A 22,220-nucleotide genomic window follows, 5' to 3' on the forward strand; every position below is an offset into this window, starting at 1 on the left:
GTGCCTCTTTGTTTCGCTTGACCTGTCCTCGGTACAGCTCGGATATCCCGTCGTGACCTTCCAGGAATCCTTCCAGCTTCTCCACCAGTGCTGGCATCGACTCGGCAATTACCGCCAGGCGTTCTTCCATCGCTTCACGTCCTACCTGGAGCGTGTAGGCTGCATCAGCCAGATTGCTTTCTGTGACCTCTCCTTTCCCGATCACGGACAGCAATCTCTCGACCTGCTGTTTCAGCCGATCCTCATTTTTGGCCGACAATACGATGATCACGGGATGGTGAGCTGTCACACGGATTGGCGCCTTCTCTTCTGAAACGTACTCTTCAATGATGACATGGGCATTGGCGCCTCCTGCTCCAAACGATGAAATCCCAGCCATCCTCGGGTATTCCCGTGTCTCTCCATTGAGCTCAACCACCGGCCGCTTCCATTCCTCCAGCTCCTGCTGGACGACAAACGGCGTCTGCTCAAAAGGAATGTTCGGATTCAATTCCTGGGCGTGCAGGCTGGGAACCAGCGTCCGGTTTTTCATCTGCAGGACAATTTTCCCAATCCCTGCGATGCCCGCTGCTGCCTCCAAATGTCCGATGTTGGACTTCACAGAGCCTACGGCGCAAAATCCTTTGTCTGCCGTATCCTTCCTGAAGGCCTGGGTCAGACCAGTCACTTCAATGGGGTCTCCCAGTTCTGTGCCTGTTCCGTGCGCTTCAATATAGCTGATGGTCCGGGCATGTACCCCGGCTCGTTCCAGTGCCGACCGGATCAGCTCCCCTTGAGCAGTCGGGTTAGGCACTGTATACCCGTTGGTCTTGCCTCCATGGTTGATGCTCGTTCCCCGGATGAGCGCATGGATCGGGTCTCCATCTGCTATCGCCTTGGACAGCGGCTTCAATAGCACGACCCCCACGCCTTCTCCTGGGACAAAGCCGTTGCCTCCCTTTCCGAAGCTCTTGCACTGTCCGTCTATGGACAGCATCTGGTTGGCGCAAAGTCCGACATAGCTCAGCGGATGCAGATACAGGTTCACTCCTCCTGCCATGGCCAGCTCGCATTCTCCGCGGTATAGATGCTCACACGCTTCATGAATCGCGGTCAACGAGGACGAACACATCGTATCCACCGGCATGCTCGGTCCCTGCAAATTGAACAGGTACGAAATCCGGTTGGCTACCGAACTAAAGGATATTTGGGGAAATATTTTGGCCCCCATCTTCCATAATTCCGGCCCATAAAGCTCGTAGCCCGTTTTGGTAATTCCCGCAAACACACCTACCCGGCTATTATGCTGTACCGCAAGCTGTTCTCTGGTGTAGCCCGCGTCCTCCATCGCTTCCCAGCAGGCTTCAATGAACAGCCTTTCCTGAGGGTCCATACTGAGTGCTTCCCGCGGTGCAATATTAAAAAACAGGGGATCGAATTCCGCAAAGCCTTCGATAAAACCGCCCCACTTGCTGTAGCTTTTGCCATCAGCCACCGCTTCCTGTTTGTTAGACTGGAAGAATCCTTCCAGGGTCCAGCGTTCCTGCGGGATTTCACCGATACAATCCTTCCCTGCTTTGAGATTTTCCCAATATTCGTTCATGTCCTTCGAACCTGGGTACTTTCCCGCCATACCAATGATGGCGATCGGTTCTCGTGTTTCCTCTGCGCCAAACTCCGCGTAGCTTCGAACAGGCTTCACATAGCTACGGCTGGACTTCGTTGTCACCGTCTCCGCAATCGTCTGCCCCGCAACTGGCGTGCTTTCTTCTTCAGTGCACTGGGTTGCCGCAGCCGTTTCTTCCACCCGTTCCTTGTCTGGACTCATTCCGACCCACTGCATGCACTCCGGCACGTATTCCGCCACCAAATATTCAGCCAGGGCACGCAAGGTCTGGTACTCATAAAACAGCGTCTTGGACAGCTCGCCAAAAGACTCTGCCAGCATGGCGTTGAGCTGGGTAATCATAATGGAATCAATCCCATAGCGCTCTAACGGCTCATGAGCTTCGATGCTGCTGACGCTCAGCCGGGTCACCTCTCCCAACAGCGCCTTGAGATGAAACAAAGTTTTATCGTAAAGTGAGGCCGTATCCAGCTTCGGCGCTGATGCCTCGATCGTACGGACATCTACCTGCGACGCTGCCTTCGCCAGATAGGCCTCAATTTTTTCAGGCTCCCCTTCCATAACCATTACCTGCTCCTTGCCTGAGGACAGGCATTGGTACAACGCCTGAATGCCCGACTCGGTCTGTAAAGCCGTAATGCCCATATTTTGTCTCATGAGCTTTTCCGTGTCCGCATCGATCCGCATTCCGCCCTCTTTCCACAGCGGCCAGCGGATGGATACCGTCCGGCCCCGCCGTTGCTGGGCCTCCACAAGGGTATTCCGGTATGCTGCGTACGCATCCATAAAAGCGTTGGCGGTGGCATAATCGGCCTGCCCCGGATTGCCCAGGCTACCCGAGATGGAGGAAAAGAGCACGAAGAATTCCAGATCCTGACCGCTGCTTGCCTCATCCAGATGGACCAGCCCTTGGACCTTCGGTCCCAGCACCTCGATAAATTCTTCCCTGCTTTTCTTGAGAATGAAGTTATCGTGAATGACCCCTGCACAGTGGATAATCCCGTGAACACGCCCAAATTCCTCTTGGATGCTTTCCAGCAAGCTAATCACCGTATTCCTGTCGGTGATATCTCCCTGCTTATACACCACTCTGGCCCCTAAGGACTCCAGCTCCTTCAGCCGGATTTGCCTGTTTTCGTCCAGTGGCGACCGGCCTGTCAGAATCAAGGTCGCTGCTCGGGTGTGCCGAACTAGTTCTTCTGCAACAAGCAGTCCCAGACCGCCAGAGCCGCCGGTGATAAGATATACGCCACCGTCTTTCCATGGCAGCTTCTCTTCTTCCCGGGACGGTTCGAACTTGTTCCAGCAAGCGGTTTTGCGTTGACCGCCCTCATAGCGAATCCATCCATCTACTGGACTACAGCTATTTTCCTCCAGCTTCGCCAGCAGGCTTTCTGCAGATTCTCCCTGTTCCACTTCGATCAATTGGCCGATGAGTTTCGGATTTTCCAGCCGGGCGGTCTTCAGCAGACCCGAAAGTCCCGAAAAGAGCTGCCCTTCTCCAGCCGCCGCCACGACAAGCTGAACCAGCGCCCTTCCCGAAGGCTTGTCTTTGAGAATGCTTTGGATGCTCTCAAAGGCCTGAACTGCATAGGCCTGAAACCGCTCATCCACCCGACTCTTCCCGGATGAGAAAGCCAAAACCTGCGCCGCTCCGTTCACTCTCGCTTCAAGCCGTTCAGGCAAAGCCTCGTCCGGCTCGCACAGCAAGATGATACGACGGTCATAGGCAGGAGCTTCGACCTCCGGCGGTACGTTCTGCTCCTTCCAGACTGGCTCAAACATCAGGGTATGGCTGGCTACAGTCACAGGTGCTTCCACCGCTGCTCTGGCCCTTGCTGCCCCAGCCTCAACCTCAGGAGCCCAGCAGCGTCGCTGAGCAAAAGGATACGTAGGCAGACTGATTCTTTTCGGCCGGAGATCGTAATACAGCAATTTCCAATCGATATAGAAGCCTTTGGCCCATAGCTCTGCCAGCTTGTTCATTTCACGATTTGAGATCCATTGGCTCACTAATTCCTTGAACACTTCTTCCTGTTCAAACCATTGAACTGAATCTTGCTGATTATGTTCTCCCCTCCAGCAATTCTCGATATGTTCTTGCCCATTCGCGAACGATTCCAGTTTTTGCACCAGCTCGCTCGTATTCTTGACAATAAACGCTACCCGACTTTTCATTGCCGTTCGTCCTGTTTGAAGCGTAAAAGATACATTCGACAAATTGATTTCTTGAGAAGCTGTCAAGAAAGCCGAGAGATCCCCAGCATATGCCTTGAGGCGCTGATGATTTTTGGCAGACAAAGGAATAAGATAGTCAGCAGCATCGTTCATCAAACTGGATTTAGAGCGTTCGGGTTCATCATTGGCTATAAATTGTTCGAAAATGGCATGAGCATTCGTTCCCCCTATGCCAAAGGAGCTTAATGCCGCCCGATGGGGAACTGACGCATGTTCCCATTTCCGCAGTTTATCAACAACATAAAAAGGCGAATCAGACAAATGGATATCGGTATTGGGTGTATCGTAATTAAGCGTTGGAGGAATCTCATTATGATATAAGCTTAAAGCGACTTTAATACACCCCGCCAAACCTGCTGCAGTATCCAGATGTCCGATATTGGTTTTGACAGATCCAATACCACAAAATTGTTTTTTGGCTGTATACTGCCTGAATGTATCATTTAGGGCAGCAAATTCAACCGGATCGCCCAATTTGGTTCCGGTTCCATGTGTCTCAATATAACTGATCGTTTCGGGATGAATTCCGGTTGATTCGATCGTCTTCTGAATAACTTCAGACTGACCCTTAACACTTGGGGCATAAAACCCTAGTTTGTCAGTCCCATCGTTGTTCACGCCGACCCCTCGTAAAATCGTATATATATGGTCACCGTCTCTAACGGCATCCAGCGTTTTTTTCAGTAGAACAACTCCAACCCCTTCTCCGCCAATCATTCCGTCTGCAGAATCATCAAAAGCTTTAATATGACCATCACTAGAAAAGTTCAAGCCAGGCTGATATACATAGCCTAAACTGTTGAAAGGAAAGATTGTTGACGCACCAACCAACGCGTATTTTGCTTCACCGGACAACAGGCTTTGCGAAGCTAAACGCAGTCCGACTAACGAGGAAGAACAGTTGGAATGCACAAATAGGCTGGGACCTTTAAATCCCAATTTATGAGATATCATAGTAGGAATGGTCCCGCCCTGTGCCAAAATCCAGGTTACATATTCATCCGCATTCCTCAGGACATTAGGCGACTGCGATGCCAAATTAGGAATAAATGATTGATAAAAACTGCTGCTCGCCGACATATACACACTGGTTTCAGGAATTTCTTTAGAAACATAACCAGCATCTTCAACAGCCTTCCATGCATGCTGTAACAGCAATTTCATCTGGGGGTCCATAAATTCAGCATTTTTCTGGGACAAATTAAAAAACTCAGGGTCAAAATACTCTTTCCCCTCAATTGTGCATTGTCCGGGCACATAGTTTGGATGCTCGACAATCTCTCTCTCCAGCCCTAATTGAGCTAGTTCATCTTCGGAAAAGTACCGGACACTCTCTACCCCTGCCCTCAAATTACTCCAAAACTCAACGTGGTTTTTCGCACCCGGAAAAAGGGACGAGATTCCTATGATTGCGATGCTATCCTCATAATAATCAGGGTAGGATGGTTTATGTTCATCTTCCTTTGAGTCTATTCCCTGTGAAATGGTATTTTCAGTGGTATCTGTTTGTTCTGTTGCAGAAGCTGGGGCCTCGCCTTTTACTTTCATAATATAAGCACTAAGTTCCCTAATCGTTGGATACTTGAACAGTGCTGTCACCGAAATATCGCATTCCAGCTTGTCCTTGATCTTTCTAACCATCTCTGCGGCTGTAAAAGAATTTCCACCCACGTCGAAAAAGGCATCATCCGTACTTAGATGATCGACATCCAGAAGCTTTTTCCATATTGTTAAAACTTGATGTTCAACATCTGATTGTGGCAAATGGATTTTTCTTGTTGCTGTCGCCAGCTCGACCTTGCGACTCATTAATTCCTTCCGGTCTATTTTTCCATTCGGGGTCAATGGCAGCTTGTCTAGTTCGATAAAGAATGCTGGAATCATATAATAAGGCAAGAATGCTTTTAAATAATTTCGCACTTCTTTCGGGTCAAGTGAGGACTTCCCGAACTCGGAGTCGTTCCGCAAATAGTAGGCAACAAGTTGCTTATCCTCTCCTTGTTCCTTGGCAACCACGACGCATTCATCAATTCCTGGATATGTTCTGACTTGACCTTCAACTTCACTAAGCTCAATCCGAAAACCGCGAATTTTCACTTGATAATCCATCCGACCCAAATACTCAATAGAGCCGTCAGAAAGCCACTTGCATAAATCTCCAGTTCTATAGAGCTTAGTTCCGGGCTTGAATGGGTTGTCAATAAACTTTTCATCCGTAAGCACCGGCTGATTCAAATAACCTCTGGCCAAGCCACTGCCCGAAATGAAAAGCTCACCCGGAAGTCCAATAGGCACAGGTCTAAGGTGCTGATCCAAAATATAAATCTGAGTGTTGGCAATAGGCTTACCGATCGAAAGCGGCTTGTCGGCGGTAATCGTTTGAATTGTAGACCAAATTGTCGTCTCAGTCGGACCAAACATATTCCATGCGTCACCGTTGTTATGAACAAAATAAGATTTCAATGTTTCTGAAAGTGCTTCTCCGCCACAGAGCATTTTCATGTTCTCTTCGTTCTTCCAGCCAGCTTGAAAGAGCATGGTCCAAGTCACAGGGGTAGCCTGCATTATTGTCGGTTTTATTTTTTGTATCTCCTGCTTGAGTCTTTCGGCATCCTTGGCTTTTTCAGAACTGCAAACATAGCATTGAGCGCCTTTAATCAAAGGCAGGTATAATTCCAGTCCTGCGATGTCAAAGCAATACGTTGTCACTGCGAGCAGTTTGTCCTGCTCTGTTATGCCTGGCTTTTCTGCCATGGAAAGAAGAAAGTTGGTCAACGCTTTGTGCGGGATCATGACCCCTTTGGGTTTCCCTGTACTTCCAGAGGTATATATAACATATGCCAAATGGCTAGACTGCACTTCCCGTTTGAGTGTCTTTCTCCCCTTTACACTACTTGTCAGAAGATCCCAATCGTTATCAAGAACAATGCAGTTCACATTGCTCCCTGCCAGCCGAGACACTTTTTCCAACAATCCCGATTGCGTAATGACAAGGGATGCATTGGAATCCTGAAGCATATACTCCAATCGATCCTCCGGATAGTCTGGATCAAGCGGTACATAGGCTCCTCCTGCCAGAAGGATTCCCAACAGCCCAATGACCATTTCTAAAGACCGTTCCATGCAAATTCCTACCAGCGTATCAGGAGTCACGCCCTGATTTTGCAAATATATGGCGAGCAAAGTGCTCTTTTCTTTTAATTCCCGATAGGTAAGCGATTGTTCTTCATACACGACTGCAATAGCCTCAGGCGTTTTTCTTGCCTGTTTTATGAATAATTCGGGAAAGCATTTATCCGGATAACTCACTTCGGTTGCATTCCAGTCATAAAGGATGCTGTTCTTTTCCTCTTGCAATAGTACTGAATAGTCCTGCAGGGCCCCTGTAGGATTGCTCATTAGTGCTTCCGCTAATCCGATATAACGCTCAGCCATCTGTACAATAGTTGATTCATCGAACAAACCGGAACGGTATTTGATATTTAATGTCATCTCTTCTTCCTGCTCCAGCAGCTCCAATACCAGCTCATATTCACCTTCCTGGTGAATTTCTTCTACCAACTCAACGGTAAAGCTATCGCTATACGGCGCACAAAGCTGCTGCAAGCTTGAAGTTTGCAGGTAATTTTGGTAAGAAAAAACGGTTTGAAACACAGGCGAGCTCGCCAGCAGACGCGGCACATTTAATGCTCGAACCAGAGCCGGAAAAGGATAAGGAGCATGATCCATCCCATTGACTACGGTCATTTGCAATTTTTTCATGAAATCCAAGAATGTCTCTGTCTCCGACACTTTGCTGCGTATGGGAAGCATGTTGACAAAATATCCAATTAGTTGGTCAAAACGCTCCTCTGGTCGTACCATAACTGGCATACCAACGATGATATCTTCCTGTCTCGAATACTGGTTGAGCAATATCACATACATACCTAGCAAGACGGTAGACAAGCTCATATATTGCGTACGAGCAAAAGATTTTACCCGATTGACCCAATCAACTGGAAGCCGCTTGGTGTATGTTTGTCCTTCCATGCTCGGAGTCAGAAAACCTGAGCGGCTATATGGAAGCTCTAGAGTCGGTAAAGCACCCGACAACTGTTGCTTCCAATAGGAAAAATGCTTCTCCCCTTCTGCACTGGCCAGCATCGCTTGTTCCCATTCCACAAAATCGTTATAGCTCGCGGCAGGTGGTAAAACGATCGGTCTATTTCCTCGTACCAAGTCTTTATATGCATCTAAAAAACTTTGAATAAAAAGGACGAAAGAACTACCATCAAAAATAATATGATGGATGACCACTAGTATGAAATGTTCTTGCTCGGACCTGGACATCAGATACACACGCATCATAGAGTCCTGTTCCAGCGCGAATGGCTGCTTTGCCTTGCTCCGAATAAAGGGCATGATTTCATCCGCTTTCAAGCTTGAAATATCCTCTACCTGCATATTGAACGGCTGAGCAGGCTCCAGCTTTTGATAAGGTGTCCCGTTTTCTTCTTCAATCACACTATTTAAAATAGGATATTGTTCTAAAACGGTGTGGAAAGCCTGTTTAACGTTCTCTATCTCCACTTTCGTATTAAATCGGAGACATATTGGTACATTGTAAGCATTGATTTCAGGAGACATTTTATGTAATAACCACAGTCCTTTTTGAACTTCAGAAAGTGGATTCCTTTGCAAACCGTGCAGGATTGTCTCGGTCTTGGCCTCTACAACCGGTTTATCTTTTTCAATCTTTTTGGCTAAATAAGCCGATAGTAGTTGAATCGTCGGGTATTCTAGAATTTCTCTTGCATTAACCTTGATCGGATAAGATTTTTCGATACCACGTATGAGCTTCATAACAAGAATGGAATCGATGCCGTAGCCGTGAATATTTTTATTCAAATCCATTGCCTCGGACTCCAGATTCAGTTCCCCATGCAAAAATTGCACCATATATTCCTGAATCTTCAGCTGTATCAACGAAACAGCGTTTATAGTAACATCCGTTTCTCCTATCTCTGAATGCGCTGTTGAGAGGGTACTCCGATATTGATAAAGCGCCCTAAGCTCTTGTTTGATATAGGCATTACGGCAGACCTTTCTTTGAATTTTCCCGCTCCCCGTTTTGGGAATACTACCCTTTGGCAGCAAATATATATCATATATCTCAAGTTGATGTGTCCCAGATACAGCGTTCAGCATGTTTTCAACCAGTCGTTTATATTCCTGCTGATGAAGAGGTGCTTCAATCTCCTGTACGACGATTACCTTTTCCTGACCATTGATTTCAGCGGAAAATACAGCGATAGGCAAGGTCAACTCCGGCATATTCTTTTGGATGGTCCATTCAATATCGACAGCATGATGATTTTTACCATGAATGATGATGACTTCCTTCTCTCTGCCGATGACATAGATATGATTGTCTGCAATAAAACCAAGGTCTCCTGTACGGAAAAAACCGTCTTCTTGTGTATTGGAAAGTACCGCCTCAAAAGTGCTGTCCGTTTCTTCCTTCCTGTTTAGATAGCCCTCTGCCGTCCGATCGGATTTAATCCAAATCTCGCCGATTTCCCCTGGTAGGCATTGCATATGACTTTCAGGATGAACAATCCGTATTTCTGTTGGAGCTTCGATTTCCCCGCAGCTGACAACGGTCTTTGATGGATTCTTCTCATCTGTGTATTGGACTCTTCTTTGCTCCAAGCTAGGAATATCCAAATTAAGAAATCTCATCGACTGGCCCGGTTTTACACTGGTAACAGGACACAGCTCAGACAAGCCCAGAAGAGGACAAAATATATCTTCTTTAAGCCCTAATGCCCGGAAATTATGAATGAAGTTTTCGTAACTCTCCTTCCGAATGGGCTCACCTGCACATATAATAGCTTGGAGATGGTGTAGAGAATATTCCTGTAGTGAAGCTATGTCCAAGGTGGAGCAGCAGTAATCGAATGCAAAGTTTGGCGCAGCCGTATGGGTAGCCTGATACTTGTCAATCATCTGAATCCAGTGCTCCGGATTTTTAGCAAAGCTTTCTGGTGGGAGAAGAATGCTTGAGGCACCATTGAATAGCGGTACCAAAATATTGTTTTGCAGTCCAAAAGCATGGAATTGCGGCATCCAGGACACGATACGGCTATTTTGGTCAATTCTCCATTGCTTAGCCTTAACCTGATTCATCAAACATCTATGGCTGAGAATTACGCCTTTAGGCAGGGATGTAGAGCCTGATGTGTACAGCAAAAGGGCCATATCTTCAGGTGCTGGCATTCTCATCTTCATATCTACGTGGGCGGCGCTCTTCTGAAAAATCTCATCAATATTTAGGATACGAAACGTTCTATACTCTGGTTGTGTTTGGAGAAAGGCTTTGAATGCAGTATTTGTTATGATACATACAGCCTCGGAATCTGTTTGAATAGGCTTTATTTTCTCAAGCATTTTTTCATCTGGCTCTGCTGCTGTAATGGGTGTAGGGATGGCTACGATGTTTGCATAAAAACATGCCAGCATGCTGCTGATATATCCCAGACCCTGTGGAAATACAAGAAGCGCTCTTTCCTGCGCGGCCAGTTCTTTCATTAGAATGTTGCCCAAAGTTTGCACTTGCAGCAAAAGCGTGGTTCCCGTAAGAACTTGAGGATGCTCTCCTTCATTTTCAAAAGTAAACAACTCTGTTTCAGGAAATTGCCGGCAAGTTTCCATAAAAGAAACGATCGGGATATTAAGGTCTGATCTTTGATCATGTTTACGTGTCATTCATCCACCAACTCCTCAAAACACAAAATTTAAATACAACATGAGCTAAATGCTTATCACGATGTCTATTTTGAGCTGCTGTTTCACGTTTGAAGCGTTGCCTAATCGAAAGTAGCAAAGAAAAAACGAGTGATGAGAAAAGCTATGTGCCCCTTTCACACTCGTTTCCAGATTCCCATGAACAACCGTAAAAGGCGTTCAACAAATCTCGATAAATTAATCTATAAAAAATTGTTATTTTCCAAACAGGTTGATAATTCGTTCTTTAACCTCGGCTTGATGAAAGGTCTTCTCATGCATAATCAGCTCTTGTTCTACGATTTTGGGAAGCTGAGCTCGGAGTGGAGCAACCAGATGATCCTTTAACGTGATTAATGAAAATCTGGGTTTTTCGGCAAGCTGTCTAGCAAGGTCCAACCCATAGCTCATCACTTCTTTGCGAGGCAGAACTGGAAACGGCACTCCCCGCTTCTCCAGTTCTGCACCTCGGTAATTCCCCCCATTTAACAGTAATTCTTCTCCCAGGCTGAACCCCAGTTTTTGGGGAATAATGAACGTCGCACCCATTCCCGGTGTGAATCCATATCTCATAAAATTAGTCGTGTACATACTTTCTTTGCCCAGGATTACGAAATCAGAAAATAGCCCCATGACAAAGCCCCCACCAACCGCATGGCCCTGCATGGCAGCTATCACTGGAACTTTGCAGTTCAATGCCAGAGAGTAAATATTTTCATCAGTAAACTTCGATGTCCCTTCATGTATAGCCAATAGTCCTTCTTGCGTCCCACCAGTGGCAAAGTAGTTGTCATACCCTGTTAGAATTACGACTTTGCAGGTCGAGTCATCCTGGATCGTATGGAACGCTTCTCTAAGTCCATGAGTCATTTCAAGTGTAAATGTATTTTTATGAACTCTATCTTGCATTGTTACTTGAATAATCCCTCGCTCGAGTTCAAGTAACTCAACCACAGATTGTGACATGATGATCTACTTCCCCCTAAGCATCCCGTCTTGTGGCAAACGCCCATCAGTCCATCCACGGAAATTGACCTGTTTCGACATAGCGGAAAATGCCCTTAAGATTTTGAGCGTCTGAAAACACCTCTTGATTGGAAGCCAACGCCAGTGGTTTGCACTGACGCAAATCGCTGAGTTCGTCCATAAAGCGCTTGTAGCGTAAAATACCCGTTTTGGACAATCGTCTAAGACGTAATAAATGCTTGCGCAGCACCGTATCGCTCTGTGCATCATACACATCAACTAATCCCCATGAAAGAGCCTGTTGAACCATAATTGGCTGTGTCATTAATGTCAAATAATTCGCTTTTTGAAATCCAATTCTGCGTACTAAAAAGGGCAGAACACAAGCAGGGAAAAGCCCAAATAACAATTCCGACAGACTAAACTGTGCTGTCTGATCTGCTATCACAATGTCGCTGGCAGCAATAAATCCGATACCGCCAGCGTTTGCCTTTCCTCGCACATGAGAAATCGTGATATAGGGCCCCGTCGCCAGTTTTAACCACAGATCATACAGAGGTTCGGGATTCTGTGCATGCTCATGTTCATTTGCCATGTTTTCGTACATTCCTTGAAAATCCGCTCCAAGACAGAACACCTCCGGCAGACCTTCCAAAACGACGATCGTAACCGATTCCTCACACAGTGCAAGCACGTGCATGCATTCCTCAACGAGGATGTTATTAATCGTGTTATTTGCCTCCGGTCGGTAAAACCGTAAATAACAAATCGAATCTTGGAACCGAACCTGAATCGTTTGATAATTCATGATTCCCACCGATATTTGCGGTGGAATTCATAAATTTCTTCCAGATATAACCGCTGTCTCCCTTTCCCGGAATCAATCACTCCCGAAACCAATTGAAAATCCAGTTTGGTGTTGCGGGTTCCAAAGCGTACAGCACCGCTGCCTTTCAGCAAGGATTCATATTCATCCATGGATAATTGATAGCGATCATCCAAATTACGCTCGATCTCAAAACGACGCAGATACTCTTGGCCTTGCGGCATGACCACACCGCTATAAAATTCTGAGCAGCAGCCTGATCCATAGGAAAAGCAGCCAATCCGCTTCGGAGAATCAAATGTGCCCTTATCAATCGTACCTGCCAAGGACAGGTACAAGGTCGCACCCATAATATTGCCGACTCGTTGGCAATACTCCAATCCTGGCTTGACACGTTGTAAATAATCCGCCTCAATCTCATTCGGTTTGGCCTGAGTCATCCTTCGCATCATTGTTCGATGCGCTCCTTTTACCATTCCACCGAATGGGGTATGGAAGGAAAGATACTGGAAGGTATCTTTATAATCCACCCCTTTTACCCGTTTCTGGTATTCCAGAAATGCTTGCTCGCAACAGTCCAGATAGGACATTAAAGACAAGTCCGCATCCCCGGCCTCGCTATCTGGTATCGGCCGGCAAGTATCCATCACCTCATAGCCATAATATCCATTAGCACCCGCATCAACTTGGAATATATGAGGATTTTCACTAATGAGCATAGCCACAGCTCCTGCCCCTCCGCTTGGTTCAGCGTAAGACCAATCCTCACTCAAAACATCCCCGCCTTCAGCGGCAATAAATCGTGAGATATCACTGGCAATGACAAGCGCTTTGGCCCCTGGCGAGACCTGGGATAAAATAAAATTCACCGCCATTTGGAATCCGGCAGTCCCCGAATAACAGGCTTGCTTGAGTTCAAATAGCCTGCAATTCCGATTCAGTCCCAAATAGTGGTGAATATATGTACTGATTGATTTACCAAAATCAATGCCTGATTCTGTACAGGTTATAAGCATTTCGATGCGGTTTTTTTCCGCTTCAGAGAGGGCGTCCACCAGCGGTTTTGCCGCATTGACTCCGAAGGTAACCGGATCTTCATAGGGCAGAGCAACAGCCTTTTCTTTCATTAATAAATTTTCAAATCTCGCAGGGTCCAACTGTCTGTGCTGCGCTAATTGCATGACATCCAGATAGGCTGAGCCCCCAAAAACGTTCATCGCCTCTATTCCTACCAATACCATAACGCTCCCCCTTTCTTAAATACCCGACTCACACTTTTGCATACAAATGGCAGTATTGATTCCGCCAAACCCCATGCTTAGGTTCATAGTATTATGAATAGCTGCTGGAATGGGCTCATTTTTCACCCAGTTGCAATCCACTCCGATAGGCTTCTCCAAATTACGCGTAGGATGAAGTTTCGACTCCTTCATTTGTAAAAGAGTAGCAATAATTTCAACCGTTCCAGCCGCGCTCAGGCCATGACCGATAATGGATTTGGTTGCATTGATGTAAGCGTGCGATAAATTGCAATCCTGTATTGCCTTTATTTCGATCTCGTCCCCAACGACTGAGCCTGTCCCGTGGGGATTAATATAATCAATCTTTTCCGGCTGCAGCTTCGCTTTCTTCAAGGCCCTTTTAATCACCTGAACCTCGCCTTCATAAGAGGGATTGGGATTTCGATTCCGATCCATCCCCATGTCCCAGCCTGTAAGCTTTGCATAGGATTTCCCCTGACGCTTCATTGCAAAATCTGACCGCTCAATGACGATAACTCCGCAAGATTCCCCATATATGAACCCGTCGCGCATCTGATCAAAGGGGCGACAAGCCTTTGCCGGTTCATTAGCGTATCGGTCGCTTCCCATGGCCCCCAAGGATCGCAACGCCTGGCATTCCAAATACGAAATATCCATCAACGCCCCCATCGCAATGCACACATCAACCCGATTTGCTTGAATTGCCTCAATCGCTTGAATGATGGCGACTTGTCCGCTTGCGGAAGCCCCTCCGACAGTATACGCTAACCCTTGAATGCCGAATTGCTCGGTACATAGTCCGCATAAATCAGTATCCATAAAGGAAAGCCCATAGGTTGGAGGTACAAAGTGCATTTTTTCCCGATAAGCCTCATAGGTCTGAAATAATTCCCGTTGCTGAAAATTAGATCCTCCAATCACGAGCCCAATGCGGCTAGGGTCGACGTGATCCAGTTTAGCATCATCCCAGGCTTCTTGAAGGGTAACCATTGCCACCTGTCCTGAAAATGATGCGGTTCGTAACATTCGTTTGGATATGGACTCCGGATAAGATAGAGATGGCAGCTCCGCACCTATAAATGAAGCTTCTCCTTCTCTGCCGGGACGTTGCATAACTCCAAATGCATGTTGCCCTTTGAATAATGCCGAAGCAAAGGCCGTCTTCCCCTGACCAATCGCCGAAGTAACACCAATGCCCGTAATAACTAACTCAGGCTGTTTATAATTTGGCATAGAGCGCATCTGCCAATTCTCCTATATTTTTCACGCCAGATAACTCAACGCGCGGGATATTAAGAGATAATGCTTCCATAGTCTTCATTACAATTTCGGCTCGATCTACCGAATCCGCACCCAAATCTACCAAGCGATCGTCATACTGGAACTGGTGATCATTTAATTCCGGGAGCACTTCACAAATACAACCTTTAACGAGTTCAAACACTTCTTCTTTACGCATGTTTACCCTCCTAAAATTGGATTATCTACAAACAGCTTGGATGAAAAATCGAATTAAATTGCTCATACAATCGAGACATATTCATACTCCATTCCGTCTTCCTTGGCGCTACAATAGTAAAGATGTAGTTACCCAACCGATACGACTGGGCAGCATATTGTGGAAAGTGCGAAAATGTACTCTGAAAGCATCCACTTTTAAATCTGATCTCGTTAATTTCAAGCACTTGCAATGATGCTGCAAAACCGGTGCGCAATATTTTCGAAATCGCCTCCTTTACCGTCCAAGAAACCGTTAATAAAACAGAGTACTCCTCTACTCCCCGAACGGCTACGATTCTTTCCCTTTCTTCCATCGTCAACTGGCTTTCCATGGTCTTATTTCGGTTAGGACTTATCCTCTCAATATCAACCCCCATAGGATGCGCTTCTGGAAAAACAACAGCGGTCCCAATATCATCACAGTGGGCGATGCTCACTTGGTATCCAGGGGCGCCGGTAGTTCGAAGCAAGGGCTGGCCGAAAACACCTGTCTCCACGCTTATGTTGCTCAAGTTCGACTCACTCAACAGCAACGATGCTGCTTGTTTAGCACTTAGCCTGCCGAGCAGAAAGTTGGATTTTCGGCGCTGGAATAGCAGGCTCTCAAAGTAGCTACATTCATCTGAATGAAAAATCTCTGGATCGAGAGAAGCACCGGCATGACAAACTGCATGTACAAAACTTACAGCCGCCTTCATCACAATATCTTCCCGCGTCAATATGAGCTGTTCCGTATACAAGACCACATGCATATCCCCCTATGAACAGGAAAGCCCAAACCAAAAAAAACCTTCAAATCCCTTAAGGGCTCTGAAAGCTTCCACATGGAGAAAAATATTCTCACAATTGTTCTATTTAAACTTTACTAATAATTTCTAAAGCTACGTTCACTAGTCTGATATCACCCATAAATTCTAACTGAATAACCGCCTGTCTTTTATGCCTGTCTATCTTCTTAACTATGCTGCTTCTTCCTTTAAGTGGTCCTTCTATGATACGTATATTGTCTCCTTCAATAATTCCGGTTGAGCATTCTATACAATATCTATCATTGCATAAACTCTCTAAAACTTGTCTCTCGCAATCTCGCATGGAGGCTTCTAACTTCGAATATCTCAATAAACGAATGATATCACTGGAAGTATAAATCATTGAATTTGTACTTGTTACGAACTGCAAGTCAGGTAAGTTGGACTCAATAAATACATAACTGGGGAACAAAGGTGCTAATTCTTTCTTAACTGTTCCTGCTACTTTAAAAAGTCTCTCTTGGATCGGTATAAATGGTTTGTAAACTTCAGAATCAAACCACTTATTAAAAAGTTGTTTAACCCTTTCTTCCCTACCCGTTCGCACAAAAAGCACATACCAATTCACTCCGCTCATCTCCTAACAAAACATACTGCCAAAATCAACTCCTATAATGTCCGCTGCCAGTATATGCATAGCTTCGCCCTTTCACTTATCCTGATAGATAAGCTACAATCTCTCACGATATGTCCCTCATCAGTGGTTAACGTGACCCGCCAGCGATTAACCGCAAACAAGTTCCTTTATTTTTCATATAATCATATAAATGGAATAGTATATTTCCATTATAATCCTCTGCCCAAACAGTGTCAATTGCCATTTTGGCAACACCCCAGTCTATCTTTAGGGGGGTGAATGCCCTATCCCCCTTTAGAACTCACCCTTTTTACCAACTCATTTGAAATTGAATAGACCTTTTTGGTTGGGACGCATTCTGAAATTAATAAACGGTTTCATACTCGTAAATTGAAAATAAATATTTTCATCCATAAGGTGACTGAGTGGGAAACCAGGTGCTTTACCATATGAATGAGCAGGATAAATTTGAATGGAGCTATCAACCTCTCGCTTTATTTTTTGAACGCTATGATATAAGTCCTTCGGATCTCCTCCATTCGGATCACAAAATCCACAACCTTCAATGAAAATGGTATCCCCCGTAAATAAGTGATTGGATAAAAGATAGCACACACTTCCCATGGTATGCCCAGGGGTCAGAAGACTTATAATTTCTGTTTCTCCAAGTTTGATAAAGTCCCCATCTTTAATAGGATGTAAATTTTTACATCTAAAATGGTAATAATCGATTTCTTGTATTGACATGAATACGTGCGGTCTATACTTTTCCAGGAGCGGATTTACCAAATTAACATGATCTAAATGTGAATGGGTTAATAAAATGGCTCTTAGATTACCATTCAACTGTCGAAGATATGACTCTATTTTTAATATATCCCATGACGGATCGACAATGGCAATGTCTCCTGTTTTTTTATCCATTACAATATATACATAGTTAATAAAATTCATAAAACGGACTCTTAACTGTTCCATATGGTATGTCAGACTCATATCAGCTTTACTGAACCCACCTTCCATGGCCAAATCAAAATTTGTGCGTAAAATTCACTGTTCAAATGCGGCTGAATTGATCTGCATCACTACGCGTTTCCTATGCTGCAATCTTTGCTAAGAGTCCCTGAATAACAAGCATTCCTGCGCTTTTCGGGATCATTCTTGTCTCCGATGGTCTCTCTGTAAAAAGTTGCTGTACCAACGATTATAGCAACTTATGCAATAGAAGGGCTTTGACTCTCTGTTACAAGATTTTGCACTATAAAGTCGAAAAAGCTGCACTGAAAAGGCCGCAAGGCCCAGTATTACGTAACCAAAAAAATACCGCTCTACGACGGTATTTTTGGTTTCTCTTAATATGAACACTATTATTCACACTTTCATAAACTACTAATACAAAATACATTTTTTACGGAAAGAGAGTTGTTTAAATGAAACCTAAAAAAGCTGGAAAAAGTACAACTACTGTCCGTAGAGGGATGAATAGATCCCCTATACAATCTCACACATTGAAGAAGAAAAAAATTTTGCCTACCCAGGCTGTTGTTAGAAACGGTGGCTTTGAAGATCAAGATTTGACACCTTGGATTGCAAACGTCAGCAACGTGACAGGTCAAATCTTTATTACCAGAACCAACCCGCACAGTGGCAATCAAGCCGTCAGAATCTCAGCTAACCCGGGGCACAGCGTCTCGCTTAGACAAACGATTTCCGATCTGAGTAGAGGAAGAAGATACCGTGTGACCTTCTGGGTACGTAATTTGATCAGGCCTTTTGGCGGTCGGCTTCAAATTAGTCTAGGAGAGCAAACCTACACAATTCAGCTAAACTCGCTACCTTCATCACAGTATGAGAGAGTCTCCCGTACCTTCTCAATCTCAGGGAATTCGGGGACAGTCTCTAGAGATTTAGTGTTCCGTGTTACAGCGCAGGATGCTTTTGCCACCATTCTTTTGGATGATGTATCAATATCCAGATTAAGATAACAAATCACTTGGTGGCATAATTATTCTTACAAAACACAAAACTAAACTGGATTTTTATAGCATGTAATCTTGCCAAAACAAAAACGCCTCCTCCGTATATTAACGGTGAGGCGCTTCGTCGGTCCTGTGTACCTTCGGATTGCTCCGTTACAGCTACACAGGAACTCGCGTTATTTTCATCCGATTAAACTGATGAGATCGAGATAAAACATGAAATGCCGAGATAATCTATACAAAACACTAGAGTCTGTCCCCAATAAAAAGAGCAGAAGGATTAATTCCTTACTGCTCTTTTTGCCTTCTATTAAATACAAAATCATTATCCGCCGACCACTAGATTAGCGGGTAGTATCTTTTGCCGTATGTGTTGTCCTACCGCATGCCACTATCATTTATTGTACATTTTAATCTGATTTCTATCCTTCAACGCATCCTGGGAAAAAGCCAGTTTATTATGAACCGTGATAATTATTCTGAAATTAAAAAATGATACACCGTATACATTCTTAATGACTCTCTTGGTTCTGAATAAACTTGGTCTATTTTTTTATGAATAGCACCTTAGGCTTAAACTGTTCCATCCGTTCCTGCTCCTCACTATGAATTAACAGGACATGGTTATGAAGAAAAATTCGTGATAATATGTATGTCACAGTAAGTAGATATGAATTAATTGTTTGGAGGGATAATTTTGACTAAAATTCACCAAAAGTTGACAGAGTTAATTGGAAATACTCCTTTGTTAGCACTGTTAAACTATAGCCAAATCCAAAATATTGAGGCAAACGTGGTAGCAAAGTTGGAATATCTCAATCCGGCTGGTAGCGTTAAGGACCGCATTGGATATGCTATGATTAAAGACGCTGAGGAGAAAGGCTTAATCAATAAAGACTCCATTATTATCGAGCCGACAAGTGGCAATACTGGAATCGGACTTGCATTTGCGGCTGCGGCTCTTGGATACAAACTTATAATTACACTTCCTGAAACGTTTAGTATCGAACGTCGCAAGCTTTTGACTGCGTTCGGTGCTGAGCTTGTGTTAACACCGGGAACCGAGGGGATGAGAGGCGCTATCAAGCGTGCTGAGCTCTTGGCTGCCGAAACACCAAACTCCTTCATACCACAGCAGTTTAGCAATCCTGCCAATCCAGAAATTCATCGCAAAACTACAGCTGTGGAAATCTGGGATGATACGGACGGCGGTGTAGATATTTTTATCGCGGGCGTAGGTACAGGTGGAACTATTTCGGGCGTTGGACAAGCATTGAAGGAACGAAAACCTTCTGTAAAAGTGATAGCCGTCGAACCGTTCGATTCACCAGTGCTGTCTGGCGGTACTCCAGGTTCACATCAACTACAAGGACTCGGTGCTGGTTTCATTCCAAATAACTTTAATGAAGAATATGTAGATGAGGTTTTCAAAGTTAAAAACGAAGATGCGTTTGAAACTGCTCGCCTGCTTGCCAAAACAGAAGGGCTGCTTGTTGGTATTTCTTCTGGGGCAGCGGTTTATGCAGCAACACAAATTGCGAAACTTCCAGAAAACAAAGGCAAGATGATCGTGGTCATATTACCTGATACAGGTGAGCGTTATTTGTCCACTCCGCTTTTCTCAGACGTAGAATTATAAAACTCCGAAGGCAGGGATCCCCCTGCCTCTTTTGTTAATTTTCCAACCACATATAGGATTTTTCTTTTTTTTAGTTAATTAGCTAAAACACTAGCATCAAATGCTCCTAGAAAGACTTCAATTTGAATTTTCGTAGGTAAGGCGGATAAAAACATTTCTTGTTTGTTGGATAACGTCAGTAGAATATTTACTCTCCTTAGGTTTTTGCTAGATACTTGCTGAAATGATATCCTCCAACTTAATCCAACTATAATCATCCTCACCACGAAATAGTTTTACTTCTCTGCGAGCAGTATTTATAGACGTGATGACACATGTGAGTTCTTCGTCATCGAACGGGCTAAAAACCACCAATGTTATAGGTTGACATGTGTTGTAGGACTCTATAAGCTTTTGCTCGATCAACTGGATTTCCTGATCGTCAAGTTCCGGCTTGCCTCCCCGCTGACGGTCTTTCATGAGTTTTAAGTACGCTTCCTTGTGTTCTGGTATGATAATCCGACTGCTTTCCCACAAGTCATTACCTTCACTGAACAACGTATACTCTTAATGGCTTAATGCAACAGTGAATAGTTCTATATCCGACTTTAATACTTTATATGTATGGTTCATGATATTCACCTCAGAATAGGCATTTGCTGGATTGGTGTAGTATTCCTTTAACGACAGAAAAATACTCGCCACTTATCCAGCGAGCCTTAATTTTAAGTTTAATGCAACGGAGCCAGATCCCAATCCGTCTGTAAATCGGCGCCAAACTGTCTTATTGCTTCTTTAGTAGCAAAAAGGCAGAAGTCTTGTTGGGAACCGTAAAAATTCAGCTGATATAGAGTACCCGAGTCAAGTTCTTCCCAGCTTAACTCATAAAGGTCTTTCTCGAATGAGGAGTAGAATCCATTCAAACTTTCTACGGGAAATTGCGAGGTTGCTTCAATATAATTTTTAAGTGTGATATTTGTCCACCCAAAATCCAAATCATATACCTTTCTATTTATTTTAAAGTATTTGAAATTGAGCTGACACCCTTCACGTTCACCCGGGATATGATATTTGAATGTAAATTCAACCCATGTTCCTTCTTCATTTTTGTCTTTAAGAATAGCCATTGTTTTCTCCTCTTTATTTAAAATTCCACATAGACTTAAACCAACGCTTTTTCACATTTACTCCGTAATTAATAGTATCCTTACCGTTATCGCTATAAATTGTGATTACAGATTCGCACTATTATCCAAAATGGCTATTACTCTATTATTAGGGTCATAAACAACACGAGCTCTGTTTGGATATCAACATATTTTTCAACTGCTCTCATACCTGATGTTTTACCTTCAAGCAGGTTGTCAATCATAAGAGTAGTAATTCCGTCTTTGATAGCCTCCTCAATGGCATGTTTAGTTAAGTTTGTAATAACATTTCTTGTTGTGGTTTGAACAGCAACAGAACTACCTTTTTTTGAAAAGTTGTTGTATTGTAAACTTAATTATATGACCAATTGATGCTGGTTGAGCTGCAAACGGAGTAATATGATTTTGACTAAATTCAGATTGAATGCCAGACTGATTTTCCTTGTATTCTTCATACACTTTATCCAATTGTCTGTCATATTCTTCAGTAACTTCTTCAGACTGATGAGTGATTTCTTCAGCTGAAGCTGAAGTTGCAGTCAAACCAAAAATATTAAATAATAAAATAACGGATAAAATTGCGGAAAAATACTTAGCTATTCTCTTCAAGTTAGCACTTCTAAGTTTTATTTTTAACAAGTATGGTTGGCCAACCAATATTTACAATAATAGTACAACTTGAATTATTATACAATTATGTTCTTTTTTACACTTTAAATTTTAACATATTTTTGAATTTTATTTATTGAATTTAATTGTAGAAATGCAACAACACCCCACTAGCTTAGCTAGTGGGGTGTTGCCAATGCTTTCGGATTGCACAACAGTGCTTCCTTATGTGTGGTGTGTCCGCATAATTATTCGGATGATTTTGTAAACAAAATATGTTAGTTCATGTTAATCACCTCGATCATTCATTCGGT

The 22,220-nt window shown here is 44.2% G+C and carries 14 protein-coding genes (1 of these 14 running past the window's edge); 2 read left to right on the forward strand and 12 right to left on the reverse strand.

From position 1 onward, the window contains the following. The 9 genes from PPM_RS16730 to PPM_RS16770 all read right to left on the reverse strand — a co-directional run. On the reverse strand, positions 1-10,594 hold the 5' portion of the coding sequence (locus tag PPM_RS16730) for a non-ribosomal peptide synthetase (protein ID WP_016324524.1). The gene continues 539 nt to the left of window position 1, outside the view; 10,594 of the gene's 11,133 nt are visible here — the first part of the coding sequence; it begins with the start codon at positions 10,592-10,594; its stop codon lies off the left edge, out of view. Between the two features lie 234 nt (positions 10,595-10,828). Next, complete coding sequence (locus PPM_RS16735; RefSeq protein ID WP_013371936.1) at positions 10,829-11,578, reverse strand: polyketide synthase; 750 nt, start codon at positions 11,576-11,578, stop codon at positions 10,829-10,831. A gap of 46 nt (positions 11,579-11,624) precedes the next feature. Beyond that, a complete protein-coding gene (locus PPM_RS16740) occupies positions 11,625-12,386 on the reverse strand; it encodes an enoyl-CoA hydratase/isomerase (RefSeq protein WP_013371937.1) in 762 nt (253 codons plus the stop codon). After that, positions 12,383-13,645 carry a hydroxymethylglutaryl-CoA synthase family protein gene (locus PPM_RS16745; RefSeq protein WP_013371938.1) on the reverse strand — a complete coding sequence of 421 codons (1,263 nt, stop codon included), beginning with the start codon at positions 13,643-13,645 and terminating at the stop codon, positions 12,383-12,385. The genes PPM_RS16740 and PPM_RS16745 overlap by 4 nt, the downstream gene beginning before the upstream one ends. A 15-nt stretch (positions 13,646-13,660) precedes the next feature. Then, complete coding sequence (locus PPM_RS16750; RefSeq protein WP_013371939.1) at positions 13,661-14,908, reverse strand: beta-ketoacyl synthase N-terminal-like domain-containing protein; 1,248 nt, start codon at positions 14,906-14,908, stop codon at positions 13,661-13,663. Then, positions 14,886-15,125 carry an acyl carrier protein gene (locus PPM_RS16755; RefSeq protein WP_013371940.1) on the reverse strand — a complete coding sequence of 80 codons (240 nt, stop codon included), beginning with the start codon at positions 15,123-15,125 and terminating at the stop codon, positions 14,886-14,888. The genes PPM_RS16750 and PPM_RS16755 overlap by 23 nt, the downstream gene beginning before the upstream one ends. 25 nt (positions 15,126-15,150) lie before the next feature. Beyond that, positions 15,151-15,912: a 4'-phosphopantetheinyl transferase family protein gene (locus PPM_RS16760; protein ID WP_013371941.1), complete on the reverse strand. Its 762-nt coding sequence runs from the start codon at positions 15,910-15,912 to the stop codon at positions 15,151-15,153. A 109-nt stretch (positions 15,913-16,021) separates the two neighbouring features. Continuing rightward, positions 16,022-16,543 (reverse strand): antiterminator LoaP, encoded by a 522-nt coding sequence (loaP, locus tag PPM_RS16765; RefSeq protein WP_013371942.1) that lies wholly within the window; start codon positions 16,541-16,543, stop codon positions 16,022-16,024. Between the two features lie 327 nt (positions 16,544-16,870). Next, on the reverse strand, positions 16,871-17,506 hold the full coding sequence (locus PPM_RS16770) for an MBL fold metallo-hydrolase (protein WP_040103360.1): 636 nt from the start codon (positions 17,504-17,506) through the stop codon (positions 16,871-16,873). A gap of 476 nt (positions 17,507-17,982) precedes the next feature. On the opposite strand from PPM_RS16770, the gene PPM_RS16775 reads away from it, so the two are divergent. Both PPM_RS16775 and cysK read left to right on the forward strand, forming a co-directional pair. Further along, entirely contained in the window at positions 17,983-18,537 is a 555-nt protein-coding gene (locus PPM_RS16775) for a carbohydrate binding domain-containing protein (RefSeq protein ID WP_013371945.1), read from the forward strand. 691 nt (positions 18,538-19,228) lie between these two features. Next, positions 19,229-20,170 carry a cysteine synthase A gene (gene cysK / locus PPM_RS16780; RefSeq protein WP_013371947.1) on the forward strand — a complete coding sequence of 314 codons (942 nt, stop codon included), beginning with the start codon at positions 19,229-19,231 and terminating at the stop codon, positions 20,168-20,170. Between the two features lie 207 nt (positions 20,171-20,377). Here cysK and PPM_RS16785 read toward each other — a convergent pair whose 3' ends face one another. The 3 genes from PPM_RS16785 to PPM_RS16795 all read right to left on the reverse strand — a co-directional run bounded on the left by PPM_RS16785 (position 20,378) and on the right by PPM_RS16795 (position 21,906). Further along, positions 20,378-20,707 (reverse strand): YolD-like family protein, encoded by a 330-nt coding sequence (locus tag PPM_RS16785; RefSeq protein ID WP_016324526.1) that lies wholly within the window; start codon positions 20,705-20,707, stop codon positions 20,378-20,380. Between the two features lie 173 nt (positions 20,708-20,880). Then, positions 20,881-21,276, reverse strand: coding sequence for a hypothetical protein (locus PPM_RS16790; protein ID WP_013371950.1), 396 nt, complete (start codon positions 21,274-21,276; stop codon positions 20,881-20,883). A 339-nt stretch (positions 21,277-21,615) separates the two neighbouring features. Continuing rightward, positions 21,616-21,906 (reverse strand): hypothetical protein, encoded by a 291-nt coding sequence (locus PPM_RS16795; protein WP_013371951.1) that lies wholly within the window; start codon positions 21,904-21,906, stop codon positions 21,616-21,618. Between the last annotated feature and the right edge of the window lie 314 nt (positions 21,907-22,220).

It is taken from the genome of Paenibacillus polymyxa M1 (assembly GCF_000237325.1).
Taxonomy (GTDB): domain Bacteria; phylum Bacillota; class Bacilli; order Paenibacillales; family Paenibacillaceae; genus Paenibacillus; species Paenibacillus polymyxa_C.